Raw genomic sequence first — 25144 nt, forward strand, 5'->3', positions numbered from 1 at the left:
CGCTTTGCGGCCCATCGCGGCACAAGGCCGCTCCCACAGGAGGAATGCATTTCCCTGTGGGAGCGGCCTTGTGCCGCGATGGGCTGCAAAGCAGCCCCTTTGGCGTTTTGTATACAAAATTGCTTGATCCATGGCATCCAATAGACAAAACGCATGGCCTTGGCCGTGCCTTTTGTGCTGGCGTCTGAGAAAATGCCCGCACTTTTTTGCCGGATGCCGACATGACTGCCCTGAAGAACGATCGTTTCCTGCGTGCACTGCTCAAGCAACCCGTAGACGTCACCCCGGTCTGGATGATGCGCCAGGCTGGCCGTTACCTGCCGGAATACCGCGCCAGCCGTGCCAAGGCCGGTGACTTCATGAGCCTGTGCATGAACCCGCAGTTCGCCTGCGAGGTCACCCTGCAGCCGCTGGACCGCTACCCGCTGGACGCAGCGATCCTCTTCTCGGACATCCTCACCATCCCCGACGCCATGGGCCTGGGCCTGTACTTTGAAACCGGCGAAGGTCCGCGCTTCAAGAAAGTGATCAGCACCCCGGCCGACATCGAGGCGCTGCCGATCCCCGATCCGCAGAAAGACCTGGGCTACGTGATGGACGCCGTCAGCACCATCCGTCGCGAGCTCAACGGCCGCGTACCGCTGATCGGCTTCTCGGGCAGCCCATGGACCCTGGCTACCTACATGGTTGAAGGCGGTTCGTCCAAGGACTTCCGCAAGACCAAGGCCATGGCCTACGACAACCCGCAAGCCCTGCACCTGTTGCTGGACAAGCTGGCCCAGTCGGTCACCAGTTACCTCAACGGCCAGATCCTGGCAGGCGCGCAGGCTGTGCAGATCTTCGACACCTGGGGCGGCAACCTGTCGGCAGCGGCGTACCAGGAGTTCTCCCTGGCCTACATGCGCAAGATCGTCAGCGGCCTGATCCGCGAGCACGACGGGCGCAAGGTACCGGTGATCCTGTTCACCAAGAACGGTGGCATGTGGCTAGAAAGCATCGCTGAGGCCGGTGCCGATGCATTGGGCCTGGACTGGACCTGCGAAATCGGCGATGCCCGCCGCCGTGTCGGCGACAAGGTTGCGCTGCAAGGCAACATGGACCCGACCGTGCTGTACGCCAAGCCCGAGGCCATCCGCCAGGAAGTGGCGCGCATTTTGGCCAGCTATGGCAAGGGCACCGGCCATGTCTTCAACCTGGGCCACGGCATTACCCCGGAAGTCGACCCAGAGCACGCTGGTGTGTTCATCAACGCCGTGCACGAGTTGTCGGCGCAATATCACCAGTGATTTGATGCCCTGCATAAAAAACCCGGCTCGATGCCGGGTTTTTTTGTATTAAGTTTCAATTCAGCGATTGTCGCTAGTCTGGTCCCATCGAAACCGAAACAGGACCTGATCCTCATGAAAACCCGCTACCTCGCCCTGATCCTTGCCCCTTTGTTCAGCACTGCTGCCCTGGCGGCCGGCTACACCGGCCCGGGTGCCCAGTCGGTGACCACCGTGGCGGCTGCGAACGACGCCGCTGATGACACGCCGGTTGTGTTGCAGGGCTACGTCACCAAGAAGCTGAACAACGACGACAAGTACGAGTTCAAAGACAACACCGGCACCATCACCGTCGAAATTGACGACGAAGACCTGCCGCCGACGCCGTTCAATGACAAGACCAAGGTCAAGCTGACCGGTGAGGTGGAGAAGCACCTGATGAGCCGGGAAGTGGATGTGGATATTGTCGAGATCATCAATTGATCTGAGCGTGTGAGGCTGCTTTGCAGCCCCGTTGTTCAGCTGGCCTTAGGCGGCAACTTGCTCAAGTGCAGAGCCACCAGCAACGCCACCGCCAGCAAGCCACCAATGAACAACCCGATCCCATTCCAGCCCCATTGATGCCAGAACACCCCACCCGCAGTGCCCGCGACACTCGACCCTGCGTAGTAGCAGAACAGGTACAGCGACGACGCTTGCCCCTTGGCCTTCAACGCCCGGCGCCCGATCCAGCTGCTGGCCACCGAATGCGCACCGAAGAAGCCGAAGGTGAACACCAGCATGCCGAGGATCACCATCACCAGCGGGTTGGCCAAGGTCATCAGCAGGCCGCCTGCCATCACCACGATGCTGACCCAGAACACCTTGCGTCGCCCCAGCTTGTCAGCCAGCGCGCCCACCTGCGCAGAGCTGTAGATCCCCGACAGGTACACCACCGACAGCAAACCGACCAGCGCCTGGTTCATATGGTAAGGCCCTGCCAGCAGGCGGTAGCCGATGTAGTTGAACAGCGTGACGAAGGCGCCCATTAGCAGGAACGCCTCTAGGAACAGCCAAGGCAGCCCGGCGTCCTTGAAGTGCATGACAAAGCCATCCAGCAGGCTGCGCGGGTTCACGGCCTGCGGGCGGAAGTTGCGTGATTCGGGCAGGACCTTCCAGAACACCAGCGCCGCGACCAGGGCCAGGCCACCGATGGTCAGCATCGCCGTGTGCCAGCTGACGAAGTCGATCAGCACCCCGGTGATCAGCCGCCCACTCATGCCACCAATCGCGTTGCCGCCAATGTACAACCCCATGGCCAGGCCGATGTGCTGCGGGTGAATCTCTTCGCTCAGGTAGGTCATGGCCACCGCCGCCAGGCCGCTCAGCGACAGGCCGACCAAGGCTCGGGTCGCCAGCACCGCTTCCCAGGTCGGCATCACCGCGCTGGCCAAGGTCGACAGGGCGGCGCAGACCAGCGCAAAGACCATCACCGGCTTGCGCCCGATGCGGTCGGAGATCGGCCCGGTGATCAACAGTCCGAACGCCAGCATGGCGGTCGAGACCGACAGCACTAGGCTGCTCTGCGCTGCATTGATGGAAAACTCCTGGGACAGCAGCGGCATCATTGGCTGCACGCAGTACAGCAGGGCGAACGTGGCGAAGCCGCCGCTGAACAGGGCCAGCACGGTCTTCATGAAGGCGGGGGTGCCTTTTTCGATCCACATTTCGTTCAGCGGGGCAGGTTCTGGGTCGGCGGGAAGGGGAGCTACAGCAGTTTTCACGGGCGGGTACCTCTGGCGCAATGAAAAAAGCATATAGCTGGCTAATGATTAGATCCAATATATTGTTCGACCTATTTAAGATGTTCTACGACTTGTTTGGAGCCGACTATGGAACTGCGCCATCTGCGTTACTTCATTGCCGTGGCCGAGGAACTGCACTTTGGCCGTGCAGCCCAGCAGTTGGGCATTTCGCAGCCGCCCTTGAGCCAGCAGATCCAGGCGCTGGAGCAGGAGTTGGGCGCTCGTCTGTTCGACCGTACCAACCGTCGGGTCGAATTGAGCGAGGCAGGGCGGTTGTTTCTGGAGGAAGCGCGCCAGGTGCTGGCGCAGGTCGAGAAGGCGGCCGATGTAGCCCGGCGTGCGCAGTTGGGTGAATTGGGCGAGATGAAGATCGGTTTCACGTCTTCGGCGCCGTTCACATCAAAAATCCCCAAGGCCATTCATGCCTTTCGCCAGCGTTTTCCAGCGGTGCACCTGAACCTCAAGGAAATGAGCAGCCGCGATGTGGCCGAGGCGGTCTTTGACGAGTCCATCGAGGTGGGGCTGATGCGGCCGATGCCATTGCCGGAGGGCCTGGTGGCGACCGAGTTGTTTCGCGAGCCGTTGGTGGCGGTGATCAATGCCTCGCATCCATTGGCCACAGGCACGGAGGCGGGGGTACACATGGCTTCTCTGGCGAACGAACCGTTTGTGTTTTTCCCGCGTAGCTATGGCAGTGGGCTGCATGCCCAGTTGCTCAGCTTGGCCCGGCAAGCGGGGTTCAGCCCGCATTTTGCCCAGGAGGCGGGGGAGGCGATGACCATTATCGGGCTGGTGTCGGCGGGCCTTGGGGTTTCGGTGCTGCCGGCGTCGTTCCAGCGCATGCGAATCGAGGGTGTGGTGTATCGCACGCTGCTGGACGAGGGCGCGATGACGGCGGTGTGGCTGGTGGAACGTGAACGTGGGGGCTCGGCCATGGCCAAGGCGTTTGCCGAGTTGTTGACCGGGCAAGTGGTGAGGCCTTCATAGCGCCGGGATTGCCATCATCCCCCGACAATTGCCGCTGGCCTTAGCTGCCGAGCCGCCACATACTCGGGCATTCGTTGGAACACGGAGGTCAATCATGCGTCGCGTGGTGTTCAATCAGAAAGGTGGCGTGGGCAAGTCGAGCATCGCTTGTAACCTGGCGGCGGTCAGCGCCAGCGAAGGTTACCGGACCCTGTTGATCGACCTGGATGCCCAGGCAAATTCGACCCAGTACCTCACCGGCTTGACGGGTGAAGATATCCCCATGGGGATCGCTGATTTCTTCAAGCAAAGCCTGTCCAGCGGGCCGTTCAGCAAGAAGAACAAGGTCGATATCTACGAAACGCCGTTCGACAACCTGCATGTGGTGACCGCCACTGCGGAACTGGCCGACCTGCAGCCCAAGCTTGAGGCCAAGCACAAGATCAACAAGCTGCGTAAGTTGCTTGACGAGCTGGACGAGGATTACGAGCGGATCTACATCGATACGCCGCCTGCGCTCAATTTTTATGCGGTTTCTGCGTTGATCGCAGCTGATCGTGTGCTGATCCCCTTTGACTGCGACAGCTTCTCGCGCCAGGCCCTGTACGGCCTGCTGGCGGAAATCGAAGAGCTCAAGGAAGACCACAACGAAGACCTGCAGGTCGAAGGCATCGTGGTCAACCAGTTCCAGTCCCGCGCCAGCCTGCCCCAGCAAATGCTCGATGAACTGCTGGCCGAAGGCCTGCCGGTGCTACCGGTGTACCTGAGCAGCTCGGTGAAGATGCGTGAGTCGCACCATGCCAGCTTGCCGCTGATTCACCTGGAGCCACGGCACAAGCTGACCCAGCAGTTTGTCGAGTTGCATTCGCTGTTGGAAGAAAACGCCTAGACCCCTTGGCTGCGCAACCACTCCAGCAACGACTGGAGTGGAAACGCCCCCGCCTGGCGGCTGACTTCACGGCCGTCCTTGAACAGCAGCAGGCTGGGGATGGAGCGGATGCCCAATTGCCCGGCCAGGTTTCGGTTGGCTTCGCTGTCGAGCTTGGCCAGGCGGCAGCGGCCGCTAAGTTGCCGGGCGGCCTGCTCGAAAGTGGGGGCGAACGACTTGCACGGCCCACACCAGTCGGCCCAGACGTCAATCAGCAGCGGCAGGTCGCCCTTGATCTGGCTGGCGTAGCTGGCTTCGGTGAGCTCGAAGGGTTTGCTCAGCAGCACGTCCTGTTTGCAGCGGCCGCATTTGGGGGCGTCGCCCAGGCGCTCGGTGGGCAGGCGGTTGAGGCCGTTGCAGTGTGGGCAGGGGATCAGCAGCGGGTCGGACATTGTTTTTTCCTTAGCATTCTCGGGGCTGCAAAGCAGCCCCAGGATCATGATGAACAGCTGATTTCCAGGTGCTTGCCCCACTCCGGCGGGCGCTGGGCATAAGCCTGCATCCCGGCCTGCTCCTCGAACGGCCGGCTCAGCACCTGATGCAACCGTCGCACTTCACTGTAGTCCCCGGCCTCGGCCGCTTCGATGGCCTTTTGCGCCAGGTAGTTGCGCAGCACGTACAGCGGGTTCACCGCCTGCATGCGTTCACGCCGCCCTTTTTCATTACCCGCTTCGCGCTCGCAGCGGGCAAGGTAGTCCGCGCCCCAAGCATCGAAGCCCGCCAGGTCGATGAAATCGTCACGCACCACATTCAGCGCCTCGGCCACCGGCTGCTCACCCAGCTTACGGAAGAACAGGTTGTAGTCCACGCCGCCCTTTTGCATGCATTGCAGCAGGCGCTCGACCAGGGCGAGGTCTTCATCCTCGGCGGCCGTCAGGCCCAGGCGCCGACGCATCAGGTCCAGGTAATGCGCCTGGTACAGCGGCAGGAACAGCCCCAGCGCCTCTTTGAGCGGCTCTACCTCGACCACCGTGGTCAGCGCCTGGGCCAGCGCACTGAGGTTCCAGTGGGCGATAGGCACCTGGTTGCTGTAGCTGTAGCGGCCACGGTCGTCGGAGTGGTTGCAGATGAAATTGGCGTCGAAGTCGTCAAGGAAGGCAAAGGGGCCGAAATCGAAGGTGATGCCGAGGATCGACATGTTGTCGGTGTTCATCACCCCGTGGCAGAAGCCATAGGCTTGCCAGCGGGCAATCAGTTCGGCGTTGCGCTCGACGATCGTGCGGAACATGGCCAGGTAGGGCTGCTCGGCCTCGTGGCATTCGGGGTAGTGCTGCTCCAGCACGTGGTCGATCAGCACGCGTTGTTGCTCGGGCTGGCGGGTGTAGTAGAAGTACTCGAAATGGCCGAAGCGTATATGGCTCTGTGCCAGGCGCGTGAGCATGGCGGCGCTTTCGCGACTTTCGCGCCATACCGGGGTACTTGAGCCAATCACGCACAGCGCCCGGCTGGTCGGGATGCCCAGGGCGTGCAGGGCTTCGGAGGCGAGGAACTCGCGGATCGACGAACGCAATACCGCGCGGCCGTCGCCCATGCGCGAATAGGGCGTCTGGCCGGCGCCCTTGAGGTGCAGGTCCCAGTGTTCGCCGGCATCGTTCAGCACTTCGGCTAGCAGCAGGCCGCGGCCATCGCCCAGGCGCGGGTTGTACGAGCCGAACTGATGGCCGGAATAGACCATCGCCCGTGGGTCGGCCTCTTCCCACAGTTTGTGGCCGCTGAACAACTCGGCGAAAACCGGCAGTTCGGCCTGCGCGGGGTCGAGGTTGAGCAAGGCCATGGCCGACTCGCTTGCCACCACCAGGCGTGGGTCTGCGATGGGTTCGGGCAGGACCTGGGTGGAGAACGCATCGCCCAGGCGGGCGAAGCGGTTGTCGAAGCTGAGTTGGTCGAGGGCTTTCACGGTTTGCTCCTGGGGACGGTGCCAAGGGGGCCGCTTTGCGGCCCATCGCAGGCAAGCCAGCTCCCACGGTTACAGCGGTGAACGCTGTGGGAGCGGGCTTGCCCGCGAACGAGGGCACAGCCCTCGCAAGGATTCTGGACAGAATACGGTATTCGAGCCCATTTACACCGCTTGAGTGCCATCCGATTTCGGCTGTTCCTGGGCAATCAACTGCTGCTTGCCGCCCTTCGCGTCCATCAGGAACACCTCGACCTGGCGCACCGAGATCTTGATGTTGTGCGCCTTGAACTCGCGGTTGATGTAGCGGTTGATCTCGTCCAGGGTCGGGTTGCGGTCGCCCAGGTCACGCACGTGCATGCGCAATTCGTGGTCCAGCGAGCTTTCGCCGAAGTTGAGGAAGTACACGATAGGTTCCGGGTCTTTGAGCACCCGTGGGTTTTCGTGGGCGCCCTTGAGCAGCAGATCACGCACCAGGTCCAGGTCGGAGCCATAGTCGATGCCCAGCTTCAGGGTCACCCGGGTGACCGTGTCGGTCAGCGACCAGTTGATCAACTGGCCGGTGATGAAGGTCTTGTTAGGGACGATGATGTCCTTGCGGTCGAAGTCGGTGATGGTGGTGGCGCGGATGCGGATCTTGCTCACCGTGCCGGACAGGTTGCCGATGGTGATGGTGTCACCAATGCGCACCGGGCGCTCGAACAGGATCATGATGCCGGAGATGAAGTTGGCGAAGATCTCCTGCATGCCGAAGCCCAGGCCGACCGAAAGCGCCGCCACCAGCCACTGCAGCTTGTCCCAGCTCACCCCGAGGGTAGACAGGGTACTGACGATGCCGACACCGACGATGGTGTACGACAGCAGCGTGGTGGTGGCGTAGGCGCTGCCCTGGGCCAGGTTCAAGCGCGACAGCACCAGCACCTCCAGCAAGCCCGGCAAGTTGCCGGCCAGGGCGAAGGTGATGCCGACGATCACCAGCGCGCCGAGCAAATCGCCGAGGCTGATCGGCACCATGCTGGCGGCAGCGCCGGTGCCACTGGTGTATTCGTACAGGGTGAAGTTGTTGAGGTAGGCGAACACCGAGATCAGGTCAGACCATACCCAGTACAGGCCGGCAATGAAGCCGCCCAGCAAGGCCAGGCGGATCAGGCGCAGCGACTGCTGGTTGACCTGCTCGATGTCCAGCGTCGGCTCTTCGGTGATGACCTCGCCATCCAACCCTTCCTTGGCTGCTGCGCGTTTGCTGAGGGCACGTTGGTAGGCCAGGCGCCGCGCGGCCACAGACAGGCCACGCACGAAGGCCGCCTCGATCACCAGCCAGAACATCAGCAAGTACAGCGTGTAGATCAGCCGGTCGGTGAGCTTGAGTGCGGTGTAGTAATAGCCGAAGCACACCGCCACGAACAACGCGATCGGCAGGGCGGTGAACGCCACGCCTACCGCCCGGCGGAACAGCGAGGTGTCGCGATGCGCCGGGCTGCTTAGCAGCAAGCGGCTGAGCAGCCAGGCCATCAGTGCGTAGCAGGTCAGCACCACGCCGATGCCGAGTACGTCATCGGCCAGGGCCGAGGGTTGATGCTCGGCCACGGCCACCACGCCGACCAGCGCCAGCACCACGGTGCCAAGCCTGCGCACCCAGCCGCGCAGGAACTCGACCTGGGGCTTGTGCCAGCGGAAGTGGATTTCCGCCACGCCACCGGGTGCCAGAATGCGGTAGGCGGTGTAGAACACCAGCCAGGCCTGGGCCAGTTGCCAGAGCGCCGCGCCAAGGTTGGCATTCTGCCCGCGGGCGTCAATCTGCAGGGCGTAGCTGCACAGGGCCAGGCCCAGGCTTACCGGCATCGCCAGGAGGATGTTGATCAGGATTGCCTGGGGCGTATGCCACTGGCTGTCACGGCGGAAGTGGCCGATGTCCTGGTGCACTTTGCCAAGTCGTTGATACAGGTACTTGCGGCGCCACAGCAGGCCGCCGATCACCAGCAGCAGCGGCAGGAACAGCAACGGCCGCTGGCTGAGGCCGTCGGCCAGTTCCTTGAGGCCCGAGCCCCAGGGCAGGCTGGCGACTTGGTCGGCAAATCGCTCAGGTACGTAGCGCAGCCAGTCCCAGTCCAGCGGCTTGTTGCTGGGGATCCAGAACATCTGCTCGTCGAGGGTGGTGCGCAGGCCCTGGGCCGTACCCAGCAGCTGCTTCTGGTTGAGCTGCAGGGTGATCGATTCGTTGAGCAGTGCCGAGAGTTCGCGGTTCAGGCGCTCCAGCAGGTCGGTGCGGGTGATCGCCACTTCCAGCAGGGCCTTGCGCAGCTGCGGGGTAACGTCTTCCGGTGGTTGATTGGCCAGCAGCTTGTCGACGTAGGTGACCGGGCTGCTCATCTGCTCGCGCTGCTGGTTGATCTCGAACTGGTACAGGCGGGTGTCGGCGATCTGGTCGGCCAGGTCGCGGTCGACCTTCAAGTGCGGCAGGGTCTGCTTCTGTTTGTAGAGGATCTTGGACAGCAGCAGGCTGCCCTTGAGCACGTTGATCTGCTCGTCCAGCGCCTGGTCGGCCTGGGTCAGGCTGTCGAGCTGTTGCTTGGTGCGCAGGTTCTGCTGGGTCAGCTCGTTGAGGCGGTCGGTGCTTTTGAGCAGGTAGTCGGAGAGCTTGAGGTTGATCGTGCTCTCCGTGGCCAACAGGCTGCTGCCGCCTACCTTTTGGGCTTCGATCGACTGCTGGGTGACGGCCTCCTGGGACTGGGCCAGGCGCTTGTCGTTGATCAGTGTCTGCAGGTCCTGGATTTCTTGTTCCAGGCGTGCGGCACGTTCGATCAGCAAGTCGTGACGGGCATTGCCAAGGTCTTGCAGCAGGCTGTTGCCGGCCAGCTCCTGACGGCGTAGCAGGGTCAATGCGTTGAGCGAGGCCAGCTCGGCGTTGAGCTGGTTGCGTTGGTCGGCGTTGAGCGCCTTGCCGTTGTCCTTGCCCGACTTGAGGCTGTTGTTGATCTGCTGGGTGCGGGCCTGGCTGTTGCTGATTTCGGCCTGAGCGCGCTCCGGGCGGGTCTGGGAGTTGATGATCAGGCTGTTGGCTTCAGACAGCGCCTTTTGCAGTTCACCTTGCAGGGTGCTGCGTTCGCTGAGCAGCTGCTCCAGCTGTGGCACCGTGAGGTTGGCGTAGCGCTGGGCGACTGGTTGCGGCTTGCTGTCCTTGAGCCTGGCCAGTTCTTTCTGGCTGTCGCTGGTCTCCTTTGGTGCGCTGGCCAGTTGCTGCTTGAGCGCGGCCAGCTTCTTCTCGCTGTCTTCCTTGTTGGCAAGCAGGCTCAGGGTCTGCTCCAGCACCTGCTGCAAGGCCTTCTGATCGGCCTCGGGCAGTTTGCGCTCGGCAATCTTGTCGAGGCTGTGCTGAATGCTGGCAGTGGTCGGCGCTTCGGCCGCGGCATTCGCAGCAGTGGCGAACGAGAGGGACAGGCACAGCCCGAACAGGGCTGTGCGAAGGTGCACACGCAGGGACATAGGCAGACTACATTGTGGATCGGGGCAGAATCGGAGTTTAGAGGAACAATCCTGGTCCGGGTCGCGTTCCTTCGGGGAATCTGACGCCCACTTTCTGGACATTGTTCCCGTCCATGGTCGCCACGGTCCAGATCGTGCCATGCCATTCGACCTGGTCACCTACTACTGGAGCGCCTCCGACCTTCTGTCGGATGAACTGCGCCAGCGGCATTTTCGCGTCCAGGCCATCGAGTTTCAGGCCGTAAAGCGCAGCCACGGCGCCCAGCTCGGCGTCGCCTTCGAGCACGAAGTCGCCGAAGAAGCGCAGGTCCAGGCCGCGCTGCGGTGCCTGGCTGAACAGCTTGCCCAGCGCGGGCAGGTTATGTTCGTGGCCGATCACGCACAGCATGTCGCCGACTTCCAGCACGGTACTGCCCGATGGGTGCAACAGCTGCTCACCCCGGAACAGCGCGGCAATCCGCGTGCCTTCGGGCATCTTCAGCTCGCGCAAGGCGGCGCCGATGCACCATTTTTCGGCACCCAGGCGGTAAACGAACAGCTCCCATTCACTGGTGATGTGTACTTCCAGCGCGGAGCGCGAGATCGGCGCCGGGTCTGGCGGTACTGTGACCTTCAGCAGCTTGGCCATCCACGGCAGGCTGGTGCCTTGCACCAGCAGCGATACCAGCACGATGAAGAACGCCAGGTTGAAGAACAGCTGCGCATCCGGCAGCCCGGCCATCAGCGGGAACACCGCCAGAATGATCGGTACCGCCCCGCGCAGGCCAACCCAGGAAATAAAGCCCTTTTCGCGCCCGTGGAAGGCCTTGAACGGCAACAGTGCGGCAACCACCGACAGCGGCCGTGCGACCAGGATCATCCACAGCGCCAGGCCCAGGGCCGGCAGGGCGATCGGCAGCAGGTCATGCGGCGTGACCAGCAGGCCCAGCACCAGGAACATGCCGATCTGCGCCAGCCAGGCCATGCCGTCGAGCATGTGCAGGATGCCGTGGCGGCTGCGGATCGGCTTGTTGCCCAGTACCAGGCCGCACAAGTACACGGCCAGGAAGCCACTGCCATGCAGGGCGTTGGTCAACGAGAACACCACCAGGCCGCCCGCCACCACCAGGATCGGGTACAGGCCGCCGGCCAGGTTGATGCGGTTGACCAGTTGCAGCATCAGCCAGCCGCCACCCAGCCCCAGCAGGCCACCGATACCAAACTCGCGCAGCAGGTGGGTCAGCAGGCTCCAGTGCAGGCCGGTCTGGCCGCTGGCGATCATGTCGATCAGGGTGACGGTGAGGAACACCGCCATCGGGTCGTTGCTGCCCGACTCGATCTCCAGCGTGGCTGTGACCCGCTCGTTCAGGCCTTTGCCGCCGAGCAGCGAGAACACCGCCGCGGCGTCGGTGGAGCCGACGATGGCGCCGATCAGCAGGCCCTGGATCAGGCTCAGGTTGAACAACCAGGCAGCGACCAGGCCGGTGAGGGCGGTGGTGATCATCACGCCAACGGTGGCCAGCGACAAGGCCGGCCACAACGCCACGCGGAAACTGGCCACGCGGGTGCGCAGGCCGCCGTCGAGAAGGATCACCGCCAGTGCCAGGTTGCCCACCAGGTAGGCGGTTGGGTAGTTGTTGAAGATGATGCCGCCACCGTCCACGCCTGCGACCATGCCGACGGCGAGGATGATGACCAGAATTGGGATGCCCAGGCGTGAAGACAGAGAACTGACCAGGATACTTGCACCCACCAGCAATGCGCCGATCAGAAACAGGCTGTTGATGGTGCTGGCATCCAAAGGCAGTACTCCGGGAAACGCGGGGGAAGAGGACGTGGTAGCGTTGATGAACTAGCAGGTCGCGTGCCAATTGATTCTAACCTGATGAATTGGCAGCCTGTAAAGCGTTTCTGCAGATGTAGAAAAGGCACCGCGGTGGGTGCCTTTTCTATATTGCCAGGGTGGGCCTCTTCGCGGGGCAAGCCCGCTCCCACAGGAACCACGTAGCATCGAATGCTGTGGTATCCCTGTGGGAGCGGGCTTGCCCGCGAAAGGGCCGGTGCAGGTCAGGCCTGCTTCACTTCACGCATCGGCTTGCCTTTGACCGGCGCACCGTTGGCCACGTAGTACTTGGCAGTGCTGCGCGCCAGCGGCTTGCGGTTGCGGATCTTGTCCGAGATTTTCTCGGCGATCATGATCGTGGTGGCGTTGAGGTTGCCGGTGATGATGATCGGCATGATCGACGCATCGACCACACGCAGGCCCTGCATGCCATGTACGCGGCCTTCGCCATCGACCACCGCCATGTCGTCGGTGCCCATCTTGCACGAGCAGGACGGGTGGAAGGCGGTTTCGGCGTGCTCGCGGATGAACTTGTCCAGTTGCTCGTCGGTTTGCACGTCGGCGCCTGGGCTGATCTCACGACCACGGTATGGGTCCAGCGCCGGCTGGGCCATGATCTCGCGGGTCAGGCGGATGCCGTCGCGGAACTCTTGCCAATCCTGCTCGGTGGCCATGTAGTTGAACAGGATGCTTGGGTGCTGGCGTGGGTCTTTCGACTTGGCCTGGATGCGCCCACGGCTTGGCGAACGCATCGAACCCATGTGCGCCTGGAAGCCGTGTTCCTTCACGCCATTGGAGCCGTTGTAGTTAATCGCGACGGGCAGGAAGTGGTACTGGATGTTCGGCCACTCGAACTCAGGGCGGGTGCGGATGAAACCACCGGCCTCGAACTGGTTGCTGGCGCCGATGCCGGTGCCGTTGAACAGCCACTCGGCACCGATGGCCGGCTGGTTCCACCACAACAGCGACGGGTACAGCGACACCGGCTGGGTGCAGGCGTATTGCAGGTACAGCTCAAGGTGGTCCTGCAGGTTCTCGCCGACGCCTGGCAGGTCGTGCACGACCGGGATGTCGAGGCTTTCCAGCAGGGCACGCGGGCCGACGCCGGAACGCTGCAGCAACTGCGGCGAAGCAATGGCGCCGGAGCTGACGATGACTTCCTTGCGGGCACGGGCTTCGACGCGCTCTTCGCTGTCGCCGACCAGGTAGGTCACGCCAACGGCACGCTTACCGTCGAACAGCACACGGTCGCTCAGGGCGTGGGTGACGATGGTCAGGTTAGGGCGCTTTTTGGCCTGGTCCAGGTAGCCGCGCGCGGTGCTGGAGCGGCGACCTTTCTTGGTCACCGAACGGTCCATCGGGCCGAAGCCTTCCTGCTGGTAGCCGTTGAGGTCTTCGGTGCGCGGGTAACCGGCCTGCACGCCAGCCTCGACCATGGCGTGGAACAGCGGGTTGTTGCCAGCCTTGGGCGTGGCGACGCTGACTGGGCCTTCGCCGCCGTGGTAGTCGTTAGGGCCGATGTCGCGGGTTTCTGCCTTGCGGAAGTACGGCAGGCAGTCCAGGTAGGTCCAGTCTTCAAGGCCTGGCAGTTCTGCCCAGCCGTCGAAGTCCATGGCGTTACCGCGGATGTAGCACATGCCGTTGATCAGCGACGAGCCACCCAGGCCCTTGCCGCGGCCACACTCCATGCGGCGGCCGTCCATATGCGGCTCCGGGTCGGTCTCGTAGGCCCAGTTGTAGCGGCGGCCTTGCAGCGGGAAGGCCAGGGCGGCTGGCATCTGGGTGCGGAAGTCGAAGCGGTAGTCGGGGCCACCGGCTTCGAGCAGCAGCACGGTGACGCTGGCATCTTCGGTCAGGCGGGTGGCCAGGGTGTTACCGGCGGAACCTGCGCCGACGATGATGTAATCGAATTCTTGGGACATTTAAGTACCCTCGTTTGGCGGTGATCAGGGAGCGGGAACGCCCGTGCGCGCTGGCACGGGCGTGACTACACGCGGTTTAGAAAACCGAGGTGTAGCCGCCCAGCTCGACCTGGACCGACTTGATGCGCGTGTATTGAGCCAGCGAGCTGACGCCGTTTTCACGGCCAACGCCCGACTGCTTGTAGCCACCGACCGGCATTTCGGCCGGCGATTCGCCCCAGGCATTGATCCAGCAGATGCCGGCTTCGAGCTTGTGGATGATGCGGTGGGCACGGGTGATGTCGTTGGTGCACACGCCCGCAGCCAGGCCGTACTCGGTGTCGTTGGCGCGGCGGATGACTTCTTCCTCGGTCTCGTAGCTGAGGATGCTCATTACAGGGCCGAAGATTTCTTCTTTGACGATGGTCATGTCGTCGGTGCAATCGGTGAACACGGTCGGGGCCACGAAGGCGCCCTTGGCGAAGTCACCCTCGGTCAGACGCTCGCCGCCGCACAGTACGCGGGCACCTTCTTCTTTACCCTTGGCGATGTAGCCCAGCACGCTTTCCATGTGCTGGAAGCTGACCAGCGGGCCGAAGTTGGTGTTTTCGTCTTCCGGGTTGCCGACACGGATGCGGGCAACGCGTTCGGCGATCTTGGCTTCGAAGGCGGCTTTCATCTCGGCAGGGATGAACACGCGGGTGCCGTTGGTGCAAACCTGACCGGAGCTGTAGAAGTTGGCCATCATGGCGATGTCGGCCGCCTTGTCCAGGTCGGCGTCGGCGCAGATGATCAGTGGCGACTTGCCGCCCAGTTCCATGGTGACTTCCTTGAGCGAGGAGCTCGAGGCGCTGGCCATGACTTTCTTGCCGGTGGTGGTGCCGCCGGTGAAGGAGACTTTTTCGATGCGCGGGTGCTCGGTCAGCCAGGTGCCGACTTCGCGGCCGCTGCCGGTCAGGACGTTGAACACGCCGTCTGGCAGGCCGGCTTCGGTGTAGATCTCGGCCAGCTTCAGGGTGGTCAGCGAGGTGACTTCCGAAGGCTTGAAGATCATCGCGTTGCCAGCGGCCAGGGCCGGGGCGGACTTCCACAGGGCGATCTGCACCGGGTAGTTCCAGGCGCCGATACCCACGGTCACACCCAGTGGTTCGCGACGGGTGTAGACAAAGGAGCTTTCACGCAGCGGGATCTGCTCGCCTTCGATGGCCGGGATCAGGCCTGCGTAGTATTCCAGCACGTCGGCGCCGGTGACGATGTCGACGTAGCGGGTTTCGGAATACGACTTGCCGGTGTCCAGGGTTTCCAGCTGGGCCAGCTCATCGTTGCGCTCGCGCAGGATGTCGACGGCGCGACGCAGGATCCGCGAACGCTGCATGGCGGTCATTGCGGCCCAGACTTTCTGGCCACGCTCGGCGCTTTCGACGGCTTTTTCGACGTCGGCCTGAGTGGCGCGCTGCACATGGGCGAGGACTTCGCCGGTAGCCGGGTTGATGGCTTCGAAGGTGGCGTCGGAGCCAGCGTCGACATAACCGCCATCAATGTAGAGTTTTTGCGTTCCGAAACGGGCCATAGTGTCCTCGCAAGTGCAGTGTGTGGTTGGCTATCGCGTCACGCGCCTGCCTGTTTGGCAATCGCCGTGCGCGGTTGTTCAGAGGCCTGGTTGGTAGTGCCCAGGGTCTGCTGTTTAGCCAGTTGTAGATCCATGTATTCGTAAGCGATGCGTATCGCTTGATCGGTGTCGAAAGCATCTCCCGACAGCGCGCCACGCAGCCACAGACCGTCGATCAGGGCCGCCAGCCCGCGGGCTGCCTTGCGCGCATGGTAAAGCGGCAAAACACGGCGGAACTGACAGCATAGGTTGGAGTACAAGCGGTGATCGTTGATCCGCTGCAACCTGTGCAAGTCGGGCTGGTGCATGCTGGAAGCCCAAAAGGCCAGCCAGGTTTTCATTGCCGGGCCGTTCACCTGGCTGGCATCGAAGTTGCCCTCGATGATCACTTTCAGGTGGGCACGCGGGCTGTCGTCCGTCAGTGCCTGACGCCGTGCTCTAACGCCTTCGTTGAGCATGTTCATGATGTAACCCATCGTCGCTGCGATCAGGCCGTTCTTGTCCCGAAAGTAGTGACTGATGATGCCGTTCGACACGCCGGCCAAACGGGCAATGAGCGCAATGCTGGCATCTCCCAGCCCCACCTGATCGACCGCTAGCAGGGTGGCTTCGATCAATTGCTGGCGGCGGATGGGTTGCATACCGACCTTGGGCATCTTGCATTCTCCTCAGGCCTGACAAGCAGACGACAAGCGGCTGACTCGGCGAAGGCCAGTCTATTTTGTTTTGATTGAACGTTCAATCAATAAAGAATAAGCTCTGCGACAATTTGTGCCATTGACAGTTTTTCAGGCTGTTTCGAGCGCACGGATTGACACCCCAGGAAATCGCGTAACCCCCGGAATACAAGGCGTTTACGGGCATGTGCGATGCGAAATGCAGATTCTGCCGAACGGTCATCGACCTGCGGCGGGCCCTTGGAGCGGGCGGGGTGCTCTGTGACGAATGCGCGCACCCCGGTGTTGGGCGCGGCATTGTTTGCAGACCACCTGTCTGTTTTTTTGCAACGTATCGATTCGGGATCACGGTTTCCAGGGTGCTTTTATAACACCTGACGCAGTGGGGGTATTCCACCAATTGCTCGGGAAAGATTGATTAGCCTCCATAAGCCGTACTGCCCGGAGCATTCGTGCAATGAGTTCTGCCTCCCTAACCAAACCCCCCGCCGAGAGGGTACGGGTCAATCGCGTGGTGTTCTTCACCTCCGCGCTGATGATCCTTGTTCTGACTGCCTTGTTGATCGCTGTACCCGATACCGCCGGCCAAGTGTTGGGCGTGGCCCAGAAGTGGCTGACGCGTACCTTCGGCTGGTACTACATGCTGGTGATCTGCAGTTACCTGCTGTTCGTCGTCTACATGGCGTTCTCCGACTTCGGCAAGCTCAAGCTTGGCGGCAAGGACGACCAGCCCGACTTCAGCTACGGCGCCTGGGCCGGCATGCTGTTCTCCTCCGGTATCGGTATTTCGCTGCTGTACTTCGGTGCCTCCGAGCCGTTGGACCACTATTTCAACCCGCCGGAAGGCACGCCTGCCAGCCTCGAGGCCGCGCGCCAGGGCCTGCAGCTGACCTTCCTGCACTGGGGCCTGCACGGCTGGGCGATCTACGCCCTGGTCGGCCTGGCCGTGGGTTACTTCGCCTATCGCCACAACCAGCCGCTGGCACTGCGCTCGGCGCTGTACCCGCTGGTGGGTGAGCGTTGGGTCAAGGGCGCTGCCGGCAATGCCGTGGACATCTTCGGCATGTTCGTCACCCTGCTGGGCCTGGTGACCAACCTGGGCATCGGCTCGATGCAGGTGTCCTCGGGCCTGGAATACCTGTTCGGCATGGACCACAGCAAGACCAACCTGCTGGTGGTCATTCTGGTCATGGCCGGGGTTGCCACCGTGGCGGCGGTGTCGGGCGTGGAAAACGGCATCCGCCGTCTGTCCAACCTGAACATCATGCTGTTCAGCGGCCTGCTGATCTTCGTGCTGCTGGGCGGCGAGACCCTGCACTTGCTCAACGGCCTGGTGCAGAACGTCGGCGACTACCTCAACGGCATCGTGCTCAAGACCTTCGACCTGTACGTCTACGAAGGCGAGGCCGGCAAGTCCGAGCGCTGGTTGGGCCTGTGGACCGTGTTCTACTGGGCCTGGTGGATTTCCTGGGGCCCGTTCGTCGGCATGTTCATTGCCCGTATCTCCAAGGGCCGCACCGTGCGCCAGCTGGTCATGGGCGTGTTGTTGATCCCGCTGGGCTTCACCCTGGCCTGGCTGTCGATCTTCGGCAACACCGCGTTGGACTTGGTGATCAACCAGGGCGCCGTAGAGCTGGGCAAGACGGCCCTTGAACAGCCGTCGATGTCGATCTACCAGCTGCTGGAATACTTCCCGGCCGCCAAGATCGTGATCGGTGTGGCGGTGTTCGTCGGCTTCGTGCTGTTCCTCACCCCAGCCGACTCCGGCGCGGTGATGATGGCCAACCTGTCGTGCAAAGGCGGCAAGGTAGACGAAGACGCCCCGCACTGGATGGTGGTGTTCTGGTCGGTGATCATCACCCTGGTCACCATCGGCCTGCTGTTTGCCGGCAACTTCGAAGCCATGCAGACCATGGTGGTGCTGGCGGGCCTGCCGTTCTCGGTGGTGCTGGTGCTGTTCATGTTCGGCTTGTACAAAGCCATGAAGCAGGACGTTGCGGTGGAACAAGAGCGCGCCGAGTTGGCCGCCCGTGGCCGCCGAGGTTTCAGCGAGCGCCTGAGCCAGCTTGACCTGCAGCCGACCCAGGCCGTGGTGCAGCGCTTCATGGACAAGCACGTTAGCCCGGCCTTGAAAGAAGCGGCCGAGCAGTTGCGTACTCTGGGCTTCGAGGTTGAAACCCGTGTGGGCCAGTCGCGCAACATGATGGGCCTGCGGGTGATGATGGAAGAGGGCAACCCCTTCGTCTATGAGGTTAGCCTGGACGGCTACCTGGCCGCGCCAAGCGAGGCGCCGGTGGAGGGCGCGCCGGAAGTGCAACAGCGCTTCTACCGTGCCGAGGTGTACCTGCACGACGGCAGCCAGGAGTACGACCTGATGGGCTTCGCGCCGGAGCAGATCGTGCGTGATGTGCTGGATCAGTTCGAAAGCCACCGCCAGTTACTGGGGCGCGTGTACAGCTGATTTCGGTGAGCGTGTGAAAAGGGCCTGTCTCGAATGAGTCGGGCCCTTTTTTTTGCAGGTAGCCACCTGCACGGCTGTGGCTCAGGGAGTGGATACCTGTAACAGGTCGGTCTGGAACGCCGAACTTTGCATCAGCAGGTCGATGGCAACGCTGCAGATCTTCAACGGTAGCTGTGATGCTGGTATCACTCGCTGGGTGCCCGGCAGCAGGCGATAGCCGACGTGATCATCACAGTCGGTTAGCTCTGGTGCACCGCGTTTGACCCGGTAGAAAACAACGTCGGGTGCTTTCAACCAGGTGACCCGGATGCTGCCGTCGGCAAGTGGCGCTGTGGTCACCTGTACTTGCGGCCTACCGGGTGGCAGTAGCTCGGTCATCAGGGTGAGGCTGTTGGCCATGAGTGCGGGTGACGACAGTTGCTCTGGGGACTGCACGCCGACGATACACAAGTAATGCGTACCGGGTTCGGGGCCGATAGGGTCTTCGATAACAGCCTCGCTCGAAGGAATGGTGCCGCTATAGCCTGCAGGGTCTTCACAGGCCAGGGCATCACGGGTGAGTTTGTAGCGGTAACGTGGCGTGTCGATCAGAAAGCCGAAACCCCAGGTCGGCTGCTCAAGTGAGCCGTCAGCCAGTGTTCGCGCCTTGGTAAGGGTTTTGAAGGCGCTGTCTTGCCGTTGCACCAGCTGAAAGCCTGGGGACAATTGGCAGTCCTCCGCGTCGAGGTCAGCCTTGCCTCCCGTGAAGCAACCTTGTACCCGCTGCACAGGCACCGCGCCGACGGCAGTGTCATGCAGGCGGGTGACCACACTGACCAGCCGCCCGGTGGCGGGGTCAACAACCGGGCTGCCCGAGGCGCCTTCGTCGATCCCTTTGCAATCGTTGCGCCTGACGTGGCGCATTACCCGGTTGTCCACCGTGTCCATCGCTTGGTAGTGCTCCGTGCACTGCGAGAGACGCAGGCCTTTGCCAACCGAAGAGGGCTCACCCACGACCTGTACCTCGCGGCCGGATGCCGGAGAAGCGCCAAGTTTGAGCGGTGTGATGCCTTTAGCCAACAGATCTGCCAGCGTCGTGTCCAGTTCAAGTAACGCCAGGTCAGTGCCTTGCAGGCTGTTCCAGATCGTGCGTTTCAAGGCGACTGTATGACGTTGCTGCGTTGTGTCGGTGAAGTAGTTGAAGGCAACGCTGCCGCTGGCTGGCTGGTCTGCGAGGATTTTCCCGTTGTCGCCGCCTGTGCAATGGCCGGCGGTCAGCATGTAGGCGGGACCGCTGGCGTTGGCGGGCGTATCGCGGGTGTCGAGCAGGGTGCCAATGCACAGCCTGTTCTGCCACGAGAGCCGACCGACGCCGGTCCATTGGGCGCTCTCACCCTGGCCGTTGTACAAGGCCTGCGGCAGTGAGGGAAGGGATAATGTGCCCGCAGTGTCGCTGCTACTGGCATGTGCCAGCGTGCTGAACAGCACAAGGTAAAGGGTTGAGTATAAAGATCGTGCTTGCATGTCCTGCGTCCTCAGGTGTGGAGGCCGTAGGATCGGTGCGCTGCCGGGCAACCTGGCTGTACTCGGGTACTGCGGGCGCAGTGAGCGAGTGACACCTGTCTGTGCCTGCATTATGTAGCACCGGCGCTGCAAGGGTTCGCGCAAGGCTTCCGGTTCATTTATCAGGAGGCGTCAAGCATGACCCGTTCCGACACGTCGACATTCGACTTCAAGCGCGCCGCTGCTCTGCAGTTCGGCGACCGTCCCACCTTGCGCCAGGTCGTCAGTGATCAGTTGCTCAAGCTGTTGCTGATTGAACTACCGTGGTTGGCAGCTACCAAACCTGCCCTGGCGTCTGCCGACGCGCTGACGCTGGATAGCCCGGACCCTTCGACGCCTTATTGGACGACTCAGCCGCTGGTCGATCGGGTTTTGCAAGCCCTGCTCGAAACGCACGCAATCGACCTGGAGCCGCTAAACGGGCGTCACCACAACCTGGGCTTGGTCGACCCTTACCGATTCGCCGGCTCCAGCAGCAAGTTTGATACCCGGCAACTGACGGGTCTGACGGGCCCGCTCACTGAGCTGATCGAACAGCTGCCGCAGCACTTTTGCCAGGCTCAGCTCGACTACTGGCGCAGCTTGGGCAGCACCGGAGCAAGCCGCGATGAGTGGCTGCAACTGCTATTGAAGACAGCCCTCTTGCGTGGCCTGCCCCTGCAGGGGCTGGATGCTCAGGAGCAGGCCTGCATCCGCGGCCTGATTCGTGGTGGGCATGACCAACCAGCGGTGAGCTTTGTGCGAACCCAACTGAAGGCGGGCACTAGGCAGTGGGATGAAATGCAGTGCCACTTGCTGGTGACTGGGGAGTGGGATGAGCGCCAGGTGGTGTTGTGGTGTGCGCCGTCTGGCAAGGTGCGCGGCTTTGCCTCGTTGGCGGCGTTTGCCCTGGCCCTGCGTGATGACCTGGCACAGCGTTACAGCTTCGACGGCATGTCCTGGCAGCGTTTTCCGGTGGAGGGCAATGTATTCGCTCAGCAGGTTGCACTGCTGCTCGACACCCTGTTCGTCAAGGTGGACCGCGTGCGCTACGGGCGCTTGGCCGATGTCGCGGCGCTTGAGGGGCTTTTCGCTCAATTGAGCAACCCGGCGCATTGGTTTGAAAGCTACCCCGACGATGCCCCGGCTGTAAGCCCACCTCCGGGCCTGCGGCGCGGCGCCAGCGGCAACGGTGTCGCTTACCATGCCGCCTTGCTACAGCTTGCGGTGGACCAGCTTGACGCCGAAAGTGTTGCCGCGCTGGACGGCATCCAGGGGTTGACCGACTACACCCGCCAACGGCTGAGCGAGCAGATGCGTGTGGCCCATGGCGATGACACCTCCCCGGACGAACTGATGCTGGAGTTCTTCGTCGCCTACGGCGTGCCCGGAGGCGCTGCTGCAGGGGCGGGAGGGGGCGAAGCGTTGGTCCTTGAAGGCAAGAAGACCCTCACCGAGTTCGCGATAGGCAACCTCGGCACGCTCAAGGGCGCCTCGATCAGGCGCATTCGCCGCGCGAACGGGGAAGACGCACCCACGTGGCTGGATGCCGACGCAGCCAAGCGTTTGGTGAGCCAGATTGATGTGGGGGGTAACTATCCGGCTTACGTCGCCAGCCAGTTGGACGACCCGCTGCAGCGTGTTCAACGCGTGAGGCGATTCGGACGGGAATGGCGCAGCGCCCTGCGGTTCAGTGCGCTAACCAGCAAACTCGATGACAAAATCACTGAAGCGGGGCTGCAATGTGTCGTTGATTTCTGCGCAGGCCATCTTGACCCGGAAACCCCGCGGGTGTCCTTGATGCCGCTGGCGTTCAAGCGCCGGCCGAACGCTCAAGAACATGACCGGGTGCGCGGCATGTATGTGCTGTTTTGCGCCGAGCCGCCGTCAGTGCTGTTGTATCGCCCGTTGTACCGGCAGGACACCCTGCGCGAGTATGCAAGCCTGGGCGCGTTGCTGGAGCATATTCAGCAGTCTCCCCTGTTGCAGGCGAGCATTCTGGATTGGCTGGACCCTCAGGTTCGCCATGTCTACGACCATGGCGGATTCAGCGAACCGCATCTCGCCAGTATCGGTATCGACCCCTTCAACCTGCCTGAGCGACCTCAGCCCCCGGTCATCGCTGCGCAGCTCTGGTCGGGCGACCTGGACGACAAGCTTTACAACGCCAACCGCGACCTGCTGGTAGATCTGGCGGACCTGCAATCCACTTCCAATGCCGAACGGCGTTGGGAGGTCCTGTGCCAAGGCGCCTGGTTGCTGTTCGATGTCGTTACCCTGGTGTTGCGCGGTCCGGTGGCCAGCGTCGCGTGGCTGGTGCAACTGCTGACATCGTTGGAAAACGATCTGCTGGCACTTGAACAGGGTGAAGCGTTTGACCGGTCCGCCGCTACCGCAGACCTGTTACTGAACCTGGGGATGGCATTGCTGCATGCGCGCCAACCGAGTATCGAGCCTGGCATGGTCGGCCAGCTTCCCGACGCTGCTGCATTCGAAGGCCCTGCAGCACAGCGCGGCGCATTTGCCGAAGTCTCGGTGACGCCCGCCAACCAAGGGACGGCGGCGGTTGGTGCGCTGGCAACGTTGCCAGCGCGTCAGCTGGACTTCGCCTGGCGCGGCAACCATGGGTTCAACTGGCTGCCGCCTGCGCAGCGCAAGGCGTTGCGGGCCATGCGCGTGGATGTTTCGCTGGACGCGTCGAATCTGCAGGCTACAGGCGATGCGGCAGGCCTGCACCGGGTTGACGGGCGTCTGTACGCGAACATGAACGGTGATGTTTACCCGGTCGAAGTGGTCGCGCAGGGTGTTCGAGTCATCGACGGCAAAGGTGGGTACGGGCCCTGGTTGACCTCGACGCTAGGGATCTGGCGAGTGGACATGACGCTTCGCCTGGCTGGCGGAATGCGGCGAGGTGGCACGCGGGCAAAGCTGGCCCGTCGCTTCGATACCCTGCGCATTTCTGCCGACACCCTTAATCAGCAGGTCAATACGGCAACGGCTCAGTTTTCAGCGGTTGGGGCTGAAGTCACGAAACTGGTAGGCAACGTCACCCAGCTCAAGGCCTTGCGCGCAAGGGAACAGACCAAGCTGGACTCGGGTGCCACCGACGTTCAGCCGGATGTCTCCCGAGGCCTCATTGAGCAGTACGACGCACGCATCGCCGAGTGGGAGGCAAAAATCGCCAGCAAGCGTGAAGAGGCGGTCAGCCACCTTGAGAGCGCTGTTCAGAAGGACAAAGAAATACTGAGCATGCTCGAGACCCTGTTCGAACCCAAGTACGCCAGCGCTCGGCAGGAATGGGAAGAGGTCATGTCAACGCAGAAGCGCACCGTTCAGATCAATCAGATTCGCAACAACGATTTTATCCTCAACGAATTATGGGCACTGGCGGATTACCCAGGGCTGGTTGAAGTGCAAGTGAAACTCGATGGCCAGCCGGTGCAGCAGGTGCTTGAACTCTATGGGCAGTTCCGTCGCAAGCTAGAAACCCTAGTGGCACTTCAAGATCGCATGCTGATTGCCTACGAGCGTCTTGACGCGCTACTGGCTGATGCGCCAGGTAATCTGGTAATTAGCGGTCCCGTCGAGGCGCCCCCTCCCACCGTTGACGAGCTCATTTCAAAGCGCACCTTCAGCACGGTACAGTTTCGTTTCCATCAGGCGTTGAACCTTGCCGACCTGGCGCTGCACCTGGACGCCAAGACCGAACAGCGCAAAGTTGCCGTGTACAGGGAAGAGCTCTCGGGGCTCGTACTGCGCAATGCGGCGGGCGCCCATGGTGAACTGGACTTCTCCAACCTCCCGGCTGAGGACCGGGTGGCCATCCTCCAGGAGGCCTGGGATGAATACGCCGAGGCGCTGGTCAACAGCGTACGGATCAGCAAAGAAGGTGGGGCGCTGGTCGAAGTCACGATGATCGACCGTTACCGTGACCAGCTGGAAAAACTCAAACGCGATGCCGGCCTTCGCCTGGTTGAAGCGATCAAGGAGCAAGAGGGCGCAAGCGTTCCCCCAAAGCACTCCCCTTACAGCGTTTCAAGCGAATCACAACGTGCGGTACGCAACGCCGAAGGGCAGACACTCATCGGCACCGAGCGCGAGGTGGATGGGAAACGGGTGCTTGAAGTGCGTGAATCATTCACCCGCACCGTACTGGCTGACTTCGTCTGGGAAGGGGGCCAGTGGCGCGAGCGTGCGACTGAGCCGGTTTCGATCGAATCGCCGAGTCAATCAACCGATACGGCCATGCGCGTGCAGACTTTGCTGGAGGAGAACGACGAGCTCGTCCTCAAGGCGCAAGCGTACATTGATAACGACCTCAATGGCCCCCGGCTGGCACGGCTGTTCGAGCGCCAGATAAACAAGCTTGGCCGCGAGGCGACGACGCTGGGTGACGAGGGCGCCAACCCTGCCTTGATCAGACGCCTGGAAGCCGCCTCAGACCAGCTGCGCTCGGAAATGAACCTCAAACTGACGACGCTCTATACCAACACGCACTACCCGAGCGCCGAAGCACTGCGGTTCCTGCATGATCAGAAGCTACTCAAGGTGGAATATGTCGGCCCCAGGCAAGTCATGGGCAATGGCAGTACCTTCGACGAGTACAAGATCATGCGCCTGGCGCAGCCTGGCGCGACGTCGGGGCGGCCGTTGTGGGTTGCGCATTTCCATATGCGCTCGGCTGATGCGTTGGCGCGGGACTTTACCCAGGGCCATCTGAAAACCTGGAGCCAGCGCCGCATGAGTGGTCGCGAGGAGGCTGCCGCGAGCGTTCGTGTGCACCGCGGGAAACTGACCCTGGAGCAGGCGAGCGGCATTATCCCGTTCGACTGA

Annotated in this window: 15 protein-coding genes; 6 read left to right on the forward strand and 9 right to left on the reverse strand. The window is 62.3% G+C overall.

Annotation, left to right across the window (positions count from 1 at the left end; all coding sequences use genetic code 11):
- The first annotated feature begins 221 nt into the window (after positions 1 to 221).
- Positions 222 to 1286 (forward strand): uroporphyrinogen decarboxylase, encoded by a 1065-nt coding sequence (gene hemE, locus OGV19_RS25545; RefSeq protein ID WP_264311202.1) that lies wholly within the window; start codon positions 222 to 224, stop codon positions 1284 to 1286.
- Positions 1287 to 1400: 114 nt separating this feature from the next.
- A complete protein-coding gene (locus OGV19_RS25550) occupies positions 1401 to 1748 on the forward strand; it encodes a YgiW/YdeI family stress tolerance OB fold protein (RefSeq protein WP_264311203.1) in 348 nt (115 codons plus the stop codon).
- Between the two features lie 35 nt (positions 1749 to 1783).
- On the opposite strand, the gene OGV19_RS25555 is transcribed toward OGV19_RS25550, so the two are convergent.
- Positions 1784 to 2971 carry an MFS transporter gene (locus OGV19_RS25555; protein WP_264314004.1) on the reverse strand — a complete coding sequence of 396 codons (1188 nt, stop codon included), beginning with the start codon at positions 2969 to 2971 and terminating at the stop codon, positions 1784 to 1786.
- Positions 2972 to 3136: 165 nt separating this feature from the next.
- Here OGV19_RS25555 and OGV19_RS25560 point away from each other — a divergent pair, with 165 nt between their 5' ends.
- Entirely contained in the window at positions 3137 to 4036 is a 900-nt protein-coding gene (locus OGV19_RS25560) for a LysR family transcriptional regulator (protein ID WP_264311204.1), read from the forward strand.
- Between the two features lie 94 nt (positions 4037 to 4130).
- The gene (locus tag OGV19_RS25565) at positions 4131 to 4904 is read left to right on the forward strand and encodes a ParA family protein (protein WP_264311205.1); all 774 of its coding nucleotides are present in this window, start codon (positions 4131 to 4133) and stop codon (positions 4902 to 4904) included.
- Here OGV19_RS25565 and trxC read toward each other — a convergent pair.
- From trxC to betI, 7 genes are all read right to left on the reverse strand, one after another.
- Entirely contained in the window at positions 4901 to 5335 is a 435-nt protein-coding gene (trxC, locus tag OGV19_RS25570) for a thioredoxin TrxC (RefSeq protein WP_264311206.1), read from the reverse strand. The genes OGV19_RS25565 and trxC overlap by 4 nt on opposite strands.
- 44 nt (positions 5336 to 5379) lie before the next feature.
- Entirely contained in the window at positions 5380 to 6840 is a 1461-nt protein-coding gene (gene selO, locus OGV19_RS25575) for a protein adenylyltransferase SelO (protein ID WP_264311207.1), read from the reverse strand.
- Positions 6841 to 7002: 162 nt separating this feature from the next.
- A complete protein-coding gene (gene mscK, locus OGV19_RS25580; protein ID WP_264311208.1) occupies positions 7003 to 10320 on the reverse strand; it encodes a mechanosensitive channel MscK in 3318 nt (1105 codons plus the stop codon).
- Positions 10321 to 10357: 37 nt separating this feature from the next.
- A complete protein-coding gene (locus OGV19_RS25585; RefSeq protein ID WP_264311209.1) occupies positions 10358 to 12100 on the reverse strand; it encodes a potassium/proton antiporter in 1743 nt (580 codons plus the stop codon).
- A 266-nt stretch (positions 12101 to 12366) separates the two neighbouring features.
- Complete coding sequence (gene betA, locus OGV19_RS25590) at positions 12367 to 14064, reverse strand: choline dehydrogenase (RefSeq protein ID WP_264311210.1); 1698 nt, start codon at positions 14062 to 14064, stop codon at positions 12367 to 12369.
- A 76-nt stretch (positions 14065 to 14140) separates the two neighbouring features.
- The gene (betB, locus tag OGV19_RS25595; protein ID WP_264311211.1) at positions 14141 to 15613 is read right to left on the reverse strand and encodes a betaine-aldehyde dehydrogenase; all 1473 of its coding nucleotides are present in this window, start codon (positions 15611 to 15613) and stop codon (positions 14141 to 14143) included.
- Between the two features lie 38 nt (positions 15614 to 15651).
- Positions 15652 to 16308: a transcriptional regulator BetI gene (gene betI / locus OGV19_RS25600; protein ID WP_264311212.1), complete on the reverse strand. Its 657-nt coding sequence runs from the start codon at positions 16306 to 16308 to the stop codon at positions 15652 to 15654.
- A 535-nt stretch (positions 16309 to 16843) separates the two neighbouring features.
- Between betI and OGV19_RS25605 the strand changes: the two genes are divergently transcribed.
- Positions 16844 to 18790, forward strand: coding sequence for a BCCT family transporter (locus OGV19_RS25605; protein ID WP_264314005.1), 1947 nt, complete (start codon positions 16844 to 16846; stop codon positions 18788 to 18790).
- Between the two features lie 81 nt (positions 18791 to 18871).
- On the opposite strand, the gene OGV19_RS25610 is transcribed toward OGV19_RS25605, so the two are convergent.
- The gene (locus OGV19_RS25610) at positions 18872 to 20293 is read right to left on the reverse strand and encodes a trypsin-like serine peptidase (RefSeq protein ID WP_264311213.1); all 1422 of its coding nucleotides are present in this window, start codon (positions 20291 to 20293) and stop codon (positions 18872 to 18874) included.
- A 177-nt stretch (positions 20294 to 20470) separates the two neighbouring features.
- On the opposite strand from OGV19_RS25610, the gene OGV19_RS25615 reads away from it, so the two are divergent.
- The gene (locus OGV19_RS25615) at positions 20471 to 25144 is read left to right on the forward strand and encodes a DUF6543 domain-containing protein (RefSeq protein ID WP_264311214.1); all 4674 of its coding nucleotides are present in this window, start codon (positions 20471 to 20473) and stop codon (positions 25142 to 25144) included.

It is taken from the genome of Pseudomonas putida, from assembly GCF_025905425.1.
Classification (GTDB): Bacteria; Pseudomonadota; Gammaproteobacteria; order Pseudomonadales; family Pseudomonadaceae; genus Aquipseudomonas; species Aquipseudomonas putida_AF.

What these genes read in the sequence shown, in the direction of transcription:
- hemE (WP_264311202.1), top strand. Translation starts at nt 222, where the DNA reads ATGACTGCCCTGAAGAACGATCGTTTCCTGCGTGCACTGCTCAAGCAA.
- trxC (WP_264311206.1), bottom strand. Translation starts at nt 5,335, where the DNA reads ATGTCCGACCCGCTGCTGATCCCCTGCCCACACTGCAACGGCCTCAAC.
- betB (WP_264311211.1), bottom strand. Translation starts at nt 15,613, where the DNA reads ATGGCCCGTTTCGGAACGCAAAAACTCTACATTGATGGCGGTTATGTC.
- OGV19_RS25550 (WP_264311203.1), top strand. Translation starts at nt 1,401, where the DNA reads ATGAAAACCCGCTACCTCGCCCTGATCCTTGCCCCTTTGTTCAGCACT.
- betI (WP_264311212.1), bottom strand. Translation starts at nt 16,308, where the DNA reads ATGCCCAAGGTCGGTATGCAACCCATCCGCCGCCAGCAATTGATCGAA.
- mscK (WP_264311208.1), bottom strand. Translation starts at nt 10,320, where the DNA reads ATGTCCCTGCGTGTGCACCTTCGCACAGCCCTGTTCGGGCTGTGCCTG.
- betA (WP_264311210.1), bottom strand. Translation starts at nt 14,064, where the DNA reads ATGTCCCAAGAATTCGATTACATCATCGTCGGCGCAGGTTCCGCCGGT.
- OGV19_RS25560 (WP_264311204.1), top strand. Translation starts at nt 3,137, where the DNA reads ATGGAACTGCGCCATCTGCGTTACTTCATTGCCGTGGCCGAGGAACTG.
- OGV19_RS25565 (WP_264311205.1), top strand. Translation starts at nt 4,131, where the DNA reads ATGCGTCGCGTGGTGTTCAATCAGAAAGGTGGCGTGGGCAAGTCGAGC.
- OGV19_RS25555 (WP_264314004.1), bottom strand. Translation starts at nt 2,971, where the DNA reads ATGTGGATCGAAAAAGGCACCCCCGCCTTCATGAAGACCGTGCTGGCC.
- OGV19_RS25610 (WP_264311213.1), bottom strand. Translation starts at nt 20,293, where the DNA reads ATGCAAGCACGATCTTTATACTCAACCCTTTACCTTGTGCTGTTCAGC.
- OGV19_RS25615 (WP_264311214.1), top strand. Translation starts at nt 20,471, where the DNA reads ATGACCCGTTCCGACACGTCGACATTCGACTTCAAGCGCGCCGCTGCT.